Raw genomic sequence first — 15,156 nt, forward strand, 5'->3', positions numbered from 1 at the left:
AATTCCCCTACGATAAGTCATCATTGGTTCGTAACCTCCCCATGGTTCCTAAAACTTCAGTTGCTTCGTTCCATTGGCTACGTTGCTAAACGGGCGCCCCGAGCCTTTGTTCATGTATTCCTTCTCTTTTTCAGGGACGTCTTCTTCTGCATATATAGCTTGAACTGGGCAAACTGGCTCACATGCTGCACAGTCTATGCATATGTCAGGATCTATGTAGTACATTTCATTTCCTGAATGAATCGCATCTACAGGACAAACTTCTACACACTCAGCAGACTTTTCAAAAGAGCAAGGAGATGTAATAACAAACGCCATGTTCCTCTCTCCAATCTTAACTTTTCATTTTTTCCCACTTTTCAAATAAAGTTGTGCTATGTTGGGGTTGATGCCTAGATTTAGGGTCTATATACGTTTTAGCACTACTAATTGCAGTAACTGCATCACCAAATCCTGAAGCAATTAACTTCACTTTTCCGTAAAAGGTAACAACATCGCCAGCAGCATAAATACCTTGGATATTCGTATTCATAGCTGAATCTACTTGAATAGCATTTTTCACAAATTCTAGCCCCCAATTTTTAATCGGACCTAAAGAAGATATAAAGCCGTAACTAGCGATTAATTCGTCTAACGGAATTTTCATCATTTCTGAGTCTTTTACGTTTTGGATAGTAATTTCTTCTATTTTTCCGTCGCCTACAATTTCATGTAATTGAAAGGGAGTAAATACGTCAACCTTAGAGTCAAACAGTTTAGAAACAGTATGTTCGTGGGCCCTGAATTGCTCTCTTCGGTGAATAACTTTCACATTTTTCGCCGTTGGCTCAATCATCATTGCCCAATCTACCGCTGAATCTCCACCACCTAATATACAAACGTTTTTATCCTTATAACGATTTACATCTTGAACAAAATAGTGTAAGTTCTTTCCTTCGTATGTATGTGCATTTGCTAATTTTATTCGTCGAGGTTCAAAGGCTCCTATACCAGCAGTAATAAGAATTGTTTTTGAATAATGCACTTCTTTGTCTGTAGCAAGTTGAAAATATTGATTATTAACCTTCACTACATTTTCTACCGTTTGCTGTAATACAACATGGGGATTAAATTGCATTGCTTGTTCCGTTAGCTGATCAATTAATTCTTGTGCCTTCACTTTCGGATATGCCGCAACATCATGAATGTACTTTTCAGGATATAATGCAGACAATTGCCCACCTAAATGAGGTAAACTTTCGATGATTTTCACTTTCATCTGTCGTAACCCCCCATAAAAAGCAGCAAATAAACCTATTGGCCCACCACCTATAATCGTTACATCATACATACATTCTTCTTTCACTTTTTCACCTCCACTTATAAAAGCTCTCTTCCTATTTTATCTAGAAGCTATTATTTCGCCCTACATCCATGATGGTTTTCTATAGCGTATGAAAGGTAAATATTTCTTCTCATCTATCAAGCATTTAAATAGACGATTTATTTCATGATATATCTTTAGAGCAACTATTAGAACAATATTTTATATAACGTTTTATAAACGGCATATAAAATAACGTTATATAGATGGTATCATCAAAGATTAAATTTTGTCAATATTTTATTTAATTTAATTATTTAAATATTTTATAAGTATCAAAGGGAACACAAATAAAACCCCTTTAAAAACGAAGGAGTTTTATTTAAAATGCTTATTCTAGTTTACCTTTGTTACACTGAGTTAAGAAGTAAGGGAGGAGGTTTATTTTATCCCAAATATAAAGTGCTTTAAGACCGTTGTAAAATTCACTTTAGCGTATCTTTAGGTTGGCCATAATCTTTAAATCTTTCTACCATCATCGTCATTTCCTCGTCGGCTAATATGATGGGATCACCAATTGCTTTGGACTGCCAGTACAACCTTGCACAAAATTCCAGTTGCTCTGTAATAGCATAAGCTTCTGCAAGAGAACTGCCAACTACATTAATACCATGATTTGCTAATAAAACTGCTTTTCTATCTTTCATAGCTTCAAGTGCATTTTCAGCCAATTCCCTTGTGCCATATGTTGCGTATGCAGCACAACGAATATTTTTTCCTCCACTGTGTGCAACAAGGTAATCGATAGCTGGTAAATCAACATTTAAGCAAGATATTGTTGTGGAATACAGAGCATGTGTATGAACCATTGCAGTTACATCGCATCTATTTTTATAAACAATGGAATGCATTTGAAATTCACTCGAAGGCTTTAACTCACCTTCCACCACATTACCATACAAATCCATAATAATAATATCTTGCTCCCTCAATTGATGATAATCGATTCCACTTGGTGTAATCCCCATTAGCCCAGCTTCTTTATCAAAGATACTAATATTCCCACCAGTTCCAACCGTTAAGCCAGCATCAATCAATTTCTTTCCATATGCAACAATTTGTTTTCGTTCTTCTTTTAAATATTTCATTAGTAACCCTCCACATATATGTTATTTTACCTAGTTATTCTTTTTCATACCTTTGTTGAAGTAACCCTTTAAATGAGCTTGCTTTTTTAGGGTATCTTCTTCTGTGTAAATATTGAGCTATCATTGCTAAAATCACAGCTAAGATAGTAGGAACTATCCATTTCGTAAACACGGAAATAATTAAACATAACGCCGAAAGAAAAATGCATATGTTTAGCAAAAGCTCTTGCTTATTCATCTAAGTTATAGTTCAAAGATTTATTTTTAATCGTACAAATACCTAACTTATCAAATAATAACGCTTTTTCAGCAATGTATGCATTGTATTCCAAACGTCCAAGATTATCATAAGCTTTTATTAAATTAGTATCCGTAATTAACACGCCATGCTTATTCAATAACATAACGTTTGTTATTGAATCTAAAGCTTTATTCTCCATATGATGTTTAACTGTATCCGCTAAATCTTTTGAAGTCGCAGGAGCAAAATCTAAACATGGTATATCGCCAAACTTTTGCGTTGATTCTGTTAAATTAGGCATATCCATTCCCATTGTCGCAAACACCATTGATTTAAGTGCGTGTGCATGAAGTACACAGCCAATCTGTTGATTGTGTTTATAACATGCCATATGCATATTAATTTCTCTTGTAATTTTCCCGTCACCTTCGACAATATTTTCATCCATATCTACCACTAAAACTTGGTATGGGGAAATATTACAATGGTATTCTTGAGACATATGGGTTGGTGTCATAATAATATGTTGATTATTCACCCTAACGCTAACATTGCCACCAGCTGTATTTGTCTCATAGCGAGAGAACATGTTTCTCACAATTTTAGCCAACTGTTCTCTTTCTCTTTGATACAACAATCTTATCGCCACCTTATAATTGAGTGATTTTTACTTGTTGCTCTCATTTCATTGCCGCCTTCACATCAAACGTCGAATCCTATATAAATATAATTTAGTACTTTCTATCCTTGTGCCTTTAATTCTTCTGTTCTCTTCAACATTTCTTTTCGATACAGGATAAAACCTAATACCCATACAGCAGCTAAAGCCAGTCCAATTATGCTAAAACTACCAAGCTCCGTTAAAATATACCGAAATACTGGGTACTCCACTGTACTCCAAGTAATTTGCTGACCCGCTTCTAATTCAACGGCTTTGGTTGAATGGGCTAAATCTGTCATAATATCAGCAAAATAGGTAGCAGCATACAGAAATATTGGTGTAGTAATTGTACAGATTACTAACATCCGTAATAAGTTTCCACCTGTTACAATTAATGCGGGTACCGCTAATCCAATGTTTAAGATTCCCGCGAAAGGTAGAACTGCATTTGCTGGTAATATAAGAGCAAAGAATAACGTAATTGGAACTAAAATAGTCATTACTACCCATGCCTCACTAGATCCAGCTAGTATTGGCCAATCAAGCCCAATAAAAATTTCTCTACCTTTAAAGCGTTTCTTCATATAATCATTAATTGCTTCTGACAATGGAGATAACGCTTGCATAAATAGTTTAGCTACCATCGGGAATAATGTTAGCGCAGCAGCTGCTTGCATAGACAAAATGAGTGAGTCAGCGATGGAATAACCAGCAGCCAATCCTAAAAGCAACCCAATAATAAAACCCATTACATGATTTTCCGCAAAAATACCAATTTTGTCTCTTAAAGCATTGGCATCCATCTCTTTATTAAACACTTTAAATTTCCGTAACATCCAATCAATTGGCATTAGTAATGTACCGATTAAAAAAAAGTTATGAGAACTTGTAACTCCCGGAATATTAGTCAATGTCTCAATTTGTTTTTGGTTCAAATCAGCAAATACCAATTCAAAAATGATTACTATAGCTGAACCAATAAGAGCGACATACATACTTCCTGTTACACCGTATATAAGCACAGCTGTAAAAATCTTCCCCCATACGTTCCATAAGTCAACATTCAACGTTTTTGTCTTATTTATCAGTAGCATCACTCCATTAATAACAAGCTGAATAGGAAATAGAAGAAATGCATATGGCCAAGCCCAAGACAATGAAGCGGCGGTCGTCCATCCCCCATCAACAGCAGTTAATTCAATGCCTGTTCTCTCTGCTAAAGCTTGCGCAGCTGGTGTTAAAGCATCAAGCATGAAGCCAATCACAAGATTCATTCCTAAAAAAGCTACACCTAAAGTAATGGCTGCACTTAAAGCATTTTTAAATTTCATTTTTACAAAAATACCAATTAATAACATAACTGCCGGAACAAATACAGAAGCACCTAAATCTAAAATATATGAAAATATTGTGTTTAGCAGTTCCACCATTTAACCTCCTCGTATAGATAAAAGTTACTATAATTCGACCAGACTATTTCGTCTCTTCGATAAATTAAAACGCTATTTACTTTAATGCATCTAGCAATTTTTGTGTTTCTTCTTCCATTCCCATACCGGTTAAAAAGGCTATTCCATTTAGAGTTGGAATATCATATTCTTCTGTATTTTTTGTAATTGAAATATACACATCGCTGGTCTTTATATACTGATCTAACGACTTAATATCAACTGCTTCTACACTTGCTCGAACACCTTTTTCTTCCAAAATTGACTTTACTTTTGATGCTACCGTCTGACTAGTCGCTACCCCTGAACCACAAGCTACAATTACTTTTTTCATTTTTCATCTCTCCTAAAATTGTTTTTTAAAAATGCAAGCATCTCTTTCTCATTTGAAATAGATTGAAATGTATGAACAAATTGCTCATCCTTGAACTTATCAATAATCACTGAAAGTAGACCGACTTGTTTTGCTGGGTCCTTTATACCAAGCATAAATATGATATTTACTTCAAGCCACGTGTCCGTAGTTGCCATTTGCAAAAATTTCATTGGCTTGTTAGCCTTTACAACATATATAAATGGCTTTGTAATATGCTTTGTATCCGTATGTGGTATAGCTAACAATGCTTTTCCTGTAGACAATCCTGTTGGAAATTCTTTTTCTCTTTCGATGATTGCTTGATTAAAAGTATCCTCTACATAACCGTTTTTTATTAAATCATGACTAAGCGCTACAAACATATCATCCGACGAATGAAATTCAGTATTTAGTTTAATTAGTTCTTTCTGAAATAAAGTTTCGAAACCCATCTTCTGCTCCTCCTAGATTGTTAAGAATACTCTGGATGGTAAATATATTATCTTCCTTCATCATTTCACACATGACGTTTTTATCCATAAATAAATTGTTTAATCGAATTAAAGTTGGTACGTGATCATTATCAACAGAAGGAGCTAACGCTACAACTATCTTTACTTCTTCACCAGTAGGGGTAAATACTGGTTTTTTTAGAATATTAATTTGGAAGTCCTTTTTTTTCACCCCATATTCTGTTGCTGCATGAGGCAAATAAACATTCGCAGCAATTAACATCTGCTCATAATTATGGTAGAAAATCGTTTTAGTTTTATTGATATATTTTTCTGTAATACTATTTCTTCTTAAAAGAGGTAACATGGAACGATCAACAATTTCCTCCCAATTCACATCCTCTTTCATAATGCTTATATGGTCGATAGAAAATTTAAAGTGCTCCAATGAATTGTTCAAATAATCACAAGTTGTTTGATTTACTAAGACGGAACCAATTTTCTTAGAAACAACATCCAAATATTGTGTTGGAACGTAAGGTTGAATTAACTTTACCAGTGAATGCACGAATCTATTACTATCACTTTTCATCTCATTTCGCACCTTACTTCTTAATTCCATCCTACTTTGGCTATCTAAAATTGGTGGAACAATAAAAGTGGTTCGATGATCATTAATTGGAATCGTTGTAAAAATGAAATCAACCTCGTATCCACCTTTTTTAAACTGTCTAACTGCATAAGCACCAATAAAGTCTATTCCTGGAAACATGGATTGTAATGTCACTAATAATAGTTTAGATATGGATGTTCCGCTTGGACATAGCACTACAGCTTTAAAAATGGTTTCTGTCTCTTCTGTTTCATAGATCCAACTTAAGACAATCATGCATAGGTAAACAATTTCTTCTGTAGACATCTCCCTATGAATAATATCTTCAAAAGGTTTAACAGATTTTTTTACTATACGATAGATTTCTTGATATTGAGCTAAAAATTCTTTTGTTAGTGGGTTATTAATTTGAAAACCAAGCAAACTTCGGTAAATAGCAGGTCTCATATGAAGAAGTACTTTATGCTTTAATTCTTTTCTACGATACATATTAATAGCCAAATTCACTTCAATATTGTCAATAAAATGATCCGTTGCTTGAGATACCTCGTCCCCATCTGTAATAAATAGCGCTGACTCTACCATATTGGATGCTAATATTTGTAAGGATAAGTAAAGCAAATCGCTTTGTGTTAAATCATTATAATCCCAAAACATCTGCTGTATTTCAGGAAACTCTACAGTGTTTTTAATATCATAGCTTTCTATTTTAAAGGACCAATTACGATTGAATTTGCTCGCCCTTTTTAAAACAAAGTGAATAATATATGGAAGTTCATCTAATTGTTCATCGGTTAATGTTATACCGATTCTACTCTCTACTCGCTCCAGTCTTTTTTGCAACCGAAATATTTCTGAACTATCTACAAAATTCTTTTCTTCCAACAGTATTCGCCCTGCCGAGGACCGAAGCACGTTTTTCACTGCTGTTACTAATACATTTCTTATTGTAAACTCTGAACCTTTCATAAAATAACCTAACTTGCGAGAATAGTCCACTTCAATTCCTTTTAAACGTAAATTTTCTTTCAGTGGTTTCATATCATTTAATATCGTATTTTTACTCACTAAGCATATGTCTGCTAATTCCAGTAAGGATAAATATTTTTTATCCACTGCTAATGCAATAAGAATCAAATGGTAGCGAATTTCAAATTCATGTTGACTAAATAATTTTTCTCTATCTAGAAAAAATTTCTTATAGCAGATCATCTTACCAACTTCAGACATATAGACTACTTCATCACTTGAAATAATGACATCTTTTTTGAAAGATTGATTCATATCTTTCATTATGTTCATAACTTCATGCTTCGTAAATTGGAACTCGGTTATTAATTCATTGCATCCCACACTTTCTTTCAGTATTAGGTATTTAATAAATCTTCTTTTAACGCCTTCCATCCTTTCACCTCCTTTCCTCTAACAAAAGCGTACCATAAGAAATAAGTCTATTTTCGACAATCTATCACAAAACAATTAAAGCGCTTTCGCTTCTTTTGTGATGAACCTCGTTTTCTTTTCGTTATATTTCCATTCATATAGTCACTGAAATACAAAAACAGTCTAAATATATTCTTAGAAAAACTTGGCTTATCGCCAAGCCTTATGGCGAAAGGCGTAGTTTTTCTTATACTATGAACCTTTACACTTTTATACTTTCCTATAGGGAAATTAAAACAGCGTCAACAAGGCAATCTTACTAAGCCTCGTTAACGCTGTTTCTCTTCAATATCCATTTTATCCTATCATCTACTTCTTTTGTTTTGCGCATCCCTACTTTTTCCAGCACGCTTATGGATGGCAAATTTGTAACCAAGCATTCTGCATGAATTTGCTCTACAGAAGCGAAAGCAAAGGCCCAATCTATAAGCGCTCCAACAGTTTCTGTCGCATATCCTTGATTACGAGCATCATCCATGATTCCATACCCAATTTCTACCGATCGTTCTATACCCGGTTTTCCTTTAAATCCAGCATTACCAATTAAAAGTGTATTCTCTTTATTACAAATCAACCACGGTCCCCAGCCCAATTGACTTTGATCTTCTTGCAACTTTTCTATGTGTTGATAGATATGGTTACCAACACTTTGTTCTCGTTCTAAAACCATGTTTACGTTTTCCTCTGTACAAGGAACTAATAAAAGTCGTTTCGTTTCAATTTTCATGATTCCCTCCAATAACAACAAAAGGAGCTAAATTACGAATATACAAGTTGCATGACTTCATCTATTAGATGATCAGGTTTTTCTTCCGTCAATTGTTCTCTTTTATGACTCCCCCAAGTCACTCCACATGATGAAATAGCAGCAGCTTTAGCCATTTGTAAGTCATATATAGCATCTCCTACCATAACCGTCTCTTCCTTTTTTAAATGATACTGTTCAACGATGTTTAAAATACCGTCAGGATGCGGTTTATAATGAGATACTTTGTCTGATCCTATAATATCATGAAAATAAGTACCTATGTTTAAACTTTGTAGATTCCGTTTTAGTACATCTGTCTTTTTACTTGATAAAACAAATAACAATTTTTCCTCTAAAACCATTTTATGTAACACTTCTGGTATATTCTTAAAAACGGTTAGTAAATCGCTTTCTAACTGTTTATACTGTTCACGGAAAGTTTGCAATAAAAGCTTATACTCATCTTTCAATAACTCTCGATCTGCCATTTTTTTAAAAGATGTTTCAATTGGGATTCCCATATAGTGTTCGATAGTATCCGCAGACGGTATATGTAGTCGTAACGCTTTAAAAGCATTCTGTGTTGCTAATACACTGCATTGCTTTGAATCTGCCAAGGTTCCATCAAAATCAAATATAATATTTTTATAGTTCAATTTGTACACCCCCCTCTTCATCCATAAACCTCAGTTATTTGTTTGCCGTATATTTGTTACTCCCTGGACGTTGCTTTATGTTGTTCCAAGCTTTAATTGCATCTTCCCTACTTTTTCCTTTATTAGCCGGATCTGCAAAAAGTCACGAATAAATTGATTATATTCAAATTGTGGAGCAATCGTTTTCTTGTATGACGGATCTTTCTTTCATTCGCCCTCCTCATACCACGCTTGAACAACATCATGATACGTGTTACCGACATTTTCTTTAAAATAGTTTTGAATATACGTAGAGAAGTGAAAATTCGGGATAATTGTTTTAAAAAAAGCCCGCACATGCTGACTACAACGATGATTTTCCGTAATTACAGTATCTAAGCTTAATTCGTCTTTTGTTTTTGCTTTTTTAGTACCGCTTCTTTTTCGGATTGGCTTTTTTACCTCACCTGTACGCAAGAAAGTTTCAATGCGGTCTGTAAGTTCTAATTTCGATCCCGAAGTACGAATGCCATTTTGCTTACAAAATAATTGTAACTCTTCTTTTAACCAATAGTAGTCTTTGAAAGTTTGTACATGAATATCTTTCGTTAATGCTGGTCTCAATTTTCCATCTCCTAACGATTACATCTATTATAGAACATTCGTTGCTTTATATCCACCCGCTATAACAAATACAATTAGTATTAGAACAAAGACTCGGGGCGCCCGTTTAGCAACGTAGCGAGTGGAGCGAATCAACTGAAGTTTTAGAAATCACGGTGAGGCACGAACCCATGATGACTTATCGTAGGGCGGATTCATGAAGTCGCCTAGTTGCTGGGCGATGGAGCGGGACGTGGCTCATTCGGTTATTTGGTTATCCCATAGCATCAAATTTTTATACTTTCTTATCTCTTGAAAAATAAAGTTGACTTTGTATGACACTATGATATGCTTCAAGTATAGTATTTCTACTAGGGGAGCCCCACTGGCGGCTGAGACAACGACCCTTAGAACCTGATCTGGTTTGTACCAGCGGAGGGAAGTGGAAAACTACTTAACAGCGTTACCTGTTTCATTTTTATATGTATGGACAAAAAGTCCTTTTACACAGATAGGTTGCGTGTATTAAGTATATCCCTTTCTTCCTCGAGCAATGAAAACATGTATGTATGAGGAGGAATTTTTTTATGTCATTTACAGACACATTACGAGAAGTAACCGCAAAGAGTTGGGAGCAAAGTGTAAAACATCCATTTGTAAAAGGGATTGCCAAAGGTGATTTATCCCTAGACATTTTCAAGTATTATATTTTACAAGACATTTATTACTTGAAGCACTATGGAAAAGTCCATGCCTTGGCAGCTACATTAGCTGAAGATTTTCAAGTAACAGCTATGCTAGCTGACAAAGCAAAAGGAACTGCACAAGCAGAGCTAACCGTTCATAAACAGCATGCAGAAATCTTAAACATCACAGATACAGATTGGGATCATTTCAAACCAGCCCCAACTGCTTACGCCTATACATCACACTTATATCGCGCTGTAGCATCTGGAAGCCTAGGTCAAGCTATTGCAGCCATGTTGCCTTGTTATTGGTTATACGCAGATATCGGAAAAACGTACGAAAATGCAAAACCAACCGAAAAAATCTATCAAAATTGGATTGCTACCTATGCAAGTGACTGGTTTCAAGATTCAACCAATGAACAGATTCATTTGCTTAATCAAATTGCATCCGAATCTACGGAGAAGCAAAAAGAAAAGATGAAAGAGCAATTTATCATTGCTAAAGAATACGAGCTTGCCTTCTGGGAGATGTCCTATATAAAGGAAAATTGGTTCTCTGACAGACATTGGCATGAGCTTTCGATGGCTTAAATAAATACAAAATCAGTGAGAGAAACCTATCTTTCACTGATTTTTTAATGTATAGAATTATTCCTCTTCTCCAGAAAATCTGTAAGTTCCAGGTTAATGATTATTTTTTATCATCATGAACATATAGAAAAATTGAACTACAATGGACACAACGAAATTTTTTCTGCATAATAACGATATATCCTAATTTTCAACTTACTACAACATGGATATAGAACAGATAATAATTGTTTATAGCTAGGAATGAATTCACTCTATATCCAGTCAAAACTATATTCTAGCCGAAAATAATTATCTAACATTTATTAATTTTGAAGGAGCGTTAATATGAACACTCTCCCCCTTTTATTAAGAAAACTTGTTACTTCTTACATACTAACTATCTTTATTGCTATCTACTTTGCAATCTTTTATCTATTCCCAATAGAATCAGCTTCCTATTATTTAGAAGTGGACTTTTTAGGGTGGACTTTCATTTATAGCATTTATATTTTTCCTGTACTGCTTTTATATGGAAGTCCTATTTCAATTATAGTAGAGCTCATTCATAAAAAAGGCATCTTTAAAAATAGATGGCTTTACATTCTATTACATAGTTTATTTGGAGGATTTTTCGGTATTATTGTGGTGACTCTTGACTCTTTTCTTTTTAATTGGTTATTCATTTTATTTGGCGCATTTCTGGCATTATTATACGCTGTGATTGATCGCATTCTCTATATAAAAATAAAAAGCAAAAAAGCAATTTGGATTAGTCTATCGTTTCCAGTTATTATATTAGCATTCATGTGGGGTGGTTTTCAATTTGCATCAGAGCCTCTCCCTCCATTTACTGCAGAAGATGCTATAAAATTTGCCTCAGAAGGAGATGAAATGCTAGCAAAATTCCCACAAAAAGAAGGTATTTCTAAAGTGAAAATTGACGGATACCATATAATTCAAGAAACAAAAGCTGAAATTATTGATGATGATACTTATATCCTATATTTTTTTGAAACATGGAGTAAAAATAGTGAAAGCGATTCATTTTCTGTTTCCTATAAGATAGACCGTAATTCTTCAACTTTGCACAACTCAGATTGGAACTATAGCCGTCCATTTGAATATTAAGTCTATCTAGTTTGGTAAATTTAAAGCGTTGGAAAACAGATTTTTTCTAAGAGGACAATAGATAAAGTGAACCTCAATGAGTGGTTTTCTCATCCCCCACTGATGTTAGTACCGCAAGGGTATCACCTAAAGGCAACTGAACGAATCGGGGATTTGGGTGCTGTTATCTCCCACTTAGACTTGATCAACTCACATCTCCAATTTTTGAAGTGGGAGGCTTACAGCACCTTATACCCGGATAAAAACCCTGGCTGCACCATTTTCTAAATTATTTGAGATAAACGAAAGGATTGCATAATTGCACCTTGTAATGAAATACTTTTTTATAAACTGTTAATTAGTTGCTCCGTTGTCCGTATCGTGGCAAATTCACCATGCAATGTAGCCAGAGATACATTATGTATAGTTTCTGCATCATAATATCTATTATTTTGATCTTTCAATCCAAATGCTGCAGTAGCATCTGAAATCAGATATGTATCAAACCCTAAATTACCACTCATTCTTGCAGTCGTTGATACACAATGCGGTGTAGTCAATCCCGTAATTACAACGGTTGATACTTCATTTGCTTTTAATTGTTCTTCTAAGTTAGTACCAATAAAACTACTGTTTACTTTTTTTGTAATGATAACTTCCCCCTCGATTGGTTCAACTATTTCTTTGATAGCAAAGCCTTTATTCGCCATATGAAATACGGAATGAGGATTATCAGACGTGTGTTGTATGTGAATTACTATCCACTTCTTTTCTCTCCATAATTGTAGTATTTTTCTCATATTATCTTCTGCATCTTGATTATTTCTCTCGCCCCATTTTTTATCATCAAAAGCCTTTTGTACATCGACCAAAAGTAAAGCTTTTTTCTTTTCACACATAAATTTCTCTCCTCCTAATGTTTTATCTACCATTTTTATTCTTATTTTAAATAAAAATTTTACATATTTTACAAAAAAAGATAATTAAAACGACTAGGTAGTGTAGCTACTTTTGAATATCTTCTTGTACATCATTAGGACAATTAAACTGTCGGTTGGGTTTCTATTATTCATTGTACTTCCCCTTCCTTATCTACTTTTAGCCTAATATAATTATTTCAAAATTGCTATCTTTTTTGTAAAAATCTAGGCAGAGTACCTTTATTGCCATAGATGGATCCCTTTATGGTTTAATTTGCAATATCCCCCACCGGCATTCTCCTAACTTATACTTATTGAATACAATAATAAAAACACCCAACAGTTAGTTTAATATCACGCTAACTTCAGGGTGTCCTCATCTATATTGTTACTTTATCATGTAAGAATTCAAGCAAAAGTAAAATGAAATGAACCTATGCACATTCCTTTAAAATACAAATTCCATATTGCTTTAGTTCCTTATGGATCACAGGACTATCAGCTATACCTTGACAATAACTGTATTCTAAGAAAACGGCATACATACTGTTCCATGCAGCCTCTAATTCGGTAAGTAAATCCTTTTGTTCCGTAGTAGTTAACGCTGCTTGTAATTGCTTGAAAATGTCATCAGCATGATCTTCTTCTTTTTTTAAATTTGAGTTTGTTAAAGCATTACGGTAGGCAACTTGGTGAATGCGCTCAACAAAAACGATGTTATTAAATGCCTTTCGTAATATATGCTGCTTAGCATCTTCTGTTTCTTTTTCGTCCGTAAACATATATCCTTCTTGTTCATCACACAGCATTTCTTCTGTTTGCTTCACGTGAAAGAAATTATACATGTCGTTCCATTCATTTACCGAATTAAAACAACCCGATGTTTCTTGAAAAACAGTCAAAGTGCTCGCTTTCATATTGCATCCCTCCATCAAAGTTAAGTTACCTTATTCCTGGCACATGCCTTCTACCGTCATAGATTTTGCATAATTCCAAAAATTATTCATTTGAAAAGTAATTTAGAGAATTATACAATATTTCACCTCACTATAATTAAATTTTCAAAATTAATCTGTACAATTATACTAACATATGTTCGTTTTTTTGCACAGTTAAACCTCTTAAGATATGAAAGCTTTTTTACCTATACCCACCTTCGTTCATAGGTGGATTTGTTCATCCTTTCATCAACAATTTCTTGATTAACGCCATAAAATAACCGCAGAAAGTCACAAAAGCAAATTCGACTTCCTACGGTTACTATGATGTTTCAAGTTTAGTTAACTATAAGTTAAACACAAAACAAGCATCAACGATTACTTCTATTCTACTTTTTTCATTGCTTTATTACTTGAACCAAATTCTTGGATTTTTTCATGTACTGTTTCCTTCATTGCCTGTTTACTTAACTCCAATAATTTCTTTGGCTCATATACTTCTGGATTTTCTACTAAACTTTGTTGTAGTGCTTCTCTCCAAGCTATATTCATTTCAGTATTAATATTAATCTTAGCATGCCCCAAGCGTATTGATTTTTGCAGTTGGTCTAACGGTATTCCACTTGCTCCATGTAAGACAAGTGGGATTTCAACTTCTTTAGATATTTCAGCCATCTGCTTAAATCCTAGCTTTGGTTCACCAACATACTTCCCATGTACAGAACCTAGTGCAGCGGCAAGCGCATCGACTCTTGTTTTCTCCACAAGCTCTACACATTCTCGTAAATTGGCATAACAAATATTGCCTATTAGACCATCTTCATAACCACCAACCGTACCAATTTCTGCTTCAACGGATACACCATTTACATGTGCATAGTCTACTACTTGCTTCGTATTTTTAATATTCTCAGCAACTGGAAAATGGCTACCATCGTACATCACAGAGCTATATCCAGCGTCAATCGCTTCAAAACATCTTTCTACACTTTGCCCATGATCCAAATGTAATACAACCGGAACAGTAATTTGTTGAACTTCCATTAGATTACGAACCATATCAGAAATTAGTTTGAAACCACCAAGATAATCCACCAATCTATCCGAAGAAGCAATAATAACAGGAGCCTTTGCCTCTTGAGCTGCTTCTAATATAGCTTGTGGCCAAATAAGACCATTTATGTTAAAATGTCCTACAGCATATCCTGCTTGTTTAGCTTGAGGAAGTATATCATTTAATGTTACTAATGCCATGTTCATTTCTCCTATTTAATTTTAC

General features: G+C 34.3%; 15 protein-coding genes, 1 pseudogene and 1 riboswitch. Of the genes and pseudogenes, 2 read left to right on the top strand and 14 right to left on the bottom strand.

All coding sequences use genetic code 11. From position 1 onward, the window contains the following. Nucleotides 1–48: 48 nt before the first annotated feature. From B2C77_RS16040 to B2C77_RS16090, 11 genes and pseudogenes are all read right to left on the bottom strand, one after another. Nucleotides 49–318 (bottom strand): ferredoxin family protein, encoded by a 270-nt coding sequence (locus B2C77_RS16040; RefSeq protein WP_077705922.1) that lies wholly within the window; start codon nucleotides 316–318, stop codon nucleotides 49–51. Nucleotides 319–334: 16 nt separating this feature from the next. Then, a complete protein-coding gene (locus tag B2C77_RS16045) occupies nucleotides 335–1,330 on the bottom strand; it encodes an NAD(P)/FAD-dependent oxidoreductase (protein WP_077706947.1) in 996 nt (331 codons plus the stop codon). 458 nt (nucleotides 1,331–1,788) lie between these two features. Continuing rightward, nucleotides 1,789–2,451, bottom strand: coding sequence for an L-fuculose-phosphate aldolase (locus B2C77_RS16050; RefSeq protein WP_077705925.1), 663 nt, complete (start codon nucleotides 2,449–2,451; stop codon nucleotides 1,789–1,791). A 230-nt stretch (nucleotides 2,452–2,681) separates the two neighbouring features. Then, nucleotides 2,682–3,329, bottom strand: a complete 648-nt coding sequence (locus tag B2C77_RS16055; protein WP_077705928.1) for a class II aldolase/adducin family protein — start codon at nucleotides 3,327–3,329, stop codon at nucleotides 2,682–2,684. 104 nt (nucleotides 3,330–3,433) lie between these two features. After that, complete coding sequence (locus B2C77_RS16060) at nucleotides 3,434–4,780, bottom strand: PTS galactitol transporter subunit IIC (protein WP_077705930.1); 1,347 nt, start codon at nucleotides 4,778–4,780, stop codon at nucleotides 3,434–3,436. Nucleotides 4,781–4,859: 79 nt separating this feature from the next. After that, nucleotides 4,860–5,135 carry a PTS sugar transporter subunit IIB gene (locus tag B2C77_RS16065; protein WP_077705933.1) on the bottom strand — a complete coding sequence of 92 codons (276 nt, stop codon included), beginning with the start codon at nucleotides 5,133–5,135 and terminating at the stop codon, nucleotides 4,860–4,862. Further along, the gene (locus B2C77_RS16070) at nucleotides 5,132–5,608 is read right to left on the bottom strand and encodes a PTS sugar transporter subunit IIA (RefSeq protein WP_077705936.1); all 477 of its coding nucleotides are present in this window, start codon (nucleotides 5,606–5,608) and stop codon (nucleotides 5,132–5,134) included. The genes B2C77_RS16065 and B2C77_RS16070 overlap by 4 nt, the downstream gene beginning before the upstream one ends. Continuing rightward, the gene (locus B2C77_RS16075; RefSeq protein WP_077705938.1) at nucleotides 5,571–7,625 is read right to left on the bottom strand and encodes a BglG family transcription antiterminator; all 2,055 of its coding nucleotides are present in this window, start codon (nucleotides 7,623–7,625) and stop codon (nucleotides 5,571–5,573) included. The genes B2C77_RS16070 and B2C77_RS16075 overlap by 38 nt, the downstream gene beginning before the upstream one ends. A gap of 298 nt (nucleotides 7,626–7,923) precedes the next feature. Further along, nucleotides 7,924–8,391 carry a GNAT family N-acetyltransferase gene (locus B2C77_RS16080; RefSeq protein ID WP_077705941.1) on the bottom strand — a complete coding sequence of 156 codons (468 nt, stop codon included), beginning with the start codon at nucleotides 8,389–8,391 and terminating at the stop codon, nucleotides 7,924–7,926. A 32-nt stretch (nucleotides 8,392–8,423) separates the two neighbouring features. Next, nucleotides 8,424–9,068 carry an HAD family hydrolase gene (locus tag B2C77_RS16085; protein WP_254843989.1) on the bottom strand — a complete coding sequence of 215 codons (645 nt, stop codon included), beginning with the start codon at nucleotides 9,066–9,068 and terminating at the stop codon, nucleotides 8,424–8,426. Between the two features lie 34 nt (nucleotides 9,069–9,102). Beyond that, a pseudogene (locus tag B2C77_RS16090) lies at nucleotides 9,103–9,671 on the bottom strand (DUF6434 domain-containing protein). A 342-nt stretch (nucleotides 9,672–10,013) separates the two neighbouring features. After that, nucleotides 10,014–10,108, top strand: a riboswitch (TPP riboswitch). Between the two features lie 129 nt (nucleotides 10,109–10,237). Here B2C77_RS16090 and tenA point away from each other — a divergent pair. After that, nucleotides 10,238–10,930, top strand: coding sequence for a thiaminase II (gene tenA / locus B2C77_RS16095; RefSeq protein WP_077705947.1), 693 nt, complete (start codon nucleotides 10,238–10,240; stop codon nucleotides 10,928–10,930). 450 nt (nucleotides 10,931–11,380) lie between these two features. Next, nucleotides 11,381–12,040 carry a hypothetical protein gene (locus tag B2C77_RS16100; RefSeq protein ID WP_141130747.1) on the top strand — a complete coding sequence of 220 codons (660 nt, stop codon included), beginning with the start codon at nucleotides 11,381–11,383 and terminating at the stop codon, nucleotides 12,038–12,040. Between the two features lie 323 nt (nucleotides 12,041–12,363). Here the strand turns inward: B2C77_RS16100 and B2C77_RS16105 are convergent, their stop codons facing one another. The 3 genes from B2C77_RS16105 to fba all read right to left on the bottom strand — a co-directional run bounded on the left by B2C77_RS16105 (nucleotide 12,364) and on the right by fba (nucleotide 15,131). Further along, complete coding sequence (locus B2C77_RS16105) at nucleotides 12,364–12,918, bottom strand: cysteine hydrolase family protein (RefSeq protein ID WP_077705953.1); 555 nt, start codon at nucleotides 12,916–12,918, stop codon at nucleotides 12,364–12,366. 455 nt (nucleotides 12,919–13,373) lie between these two features. Beyond that, complete coding sequence (locus B2C77_RS16110) at nucleotides 13,374–13,856, bottom strand: hypothetical protein (protein ID WP_077705955.1); 483 nt, start codon at nucleotides 13,854–13,856, stop codon at nucleotides 13,374–13,376. A gap of 405 nt (nucleotides 13,857–14,261) precedes the next feature. Beyond that, on the bottom strand, nucleotides 14,262–15,131 hold the full coding sequence (fba, locus tag B2C77_RS16115; RefSeq protein WP_077705958.1) for a class II fructose-1,6-bisphosphate aldolase: 870 nt from the start codon (nucleotides 15,129–15,131) through the stop codon (nucleotides 14,262–14,264). Nucleotides 15,132–15,156 lie beyond the last annotated feature (25 nt).

It is taken from the genome of Virgibacillus dokdonensis (genome assembly GCF_900166595.1).
GTDB classification, from domain to species: Bacteria; Bacillota; Bacilli; order Bacillales; family Amphibacillaceae; genus Virgibacillus; species Virgibacillus dokdonensis.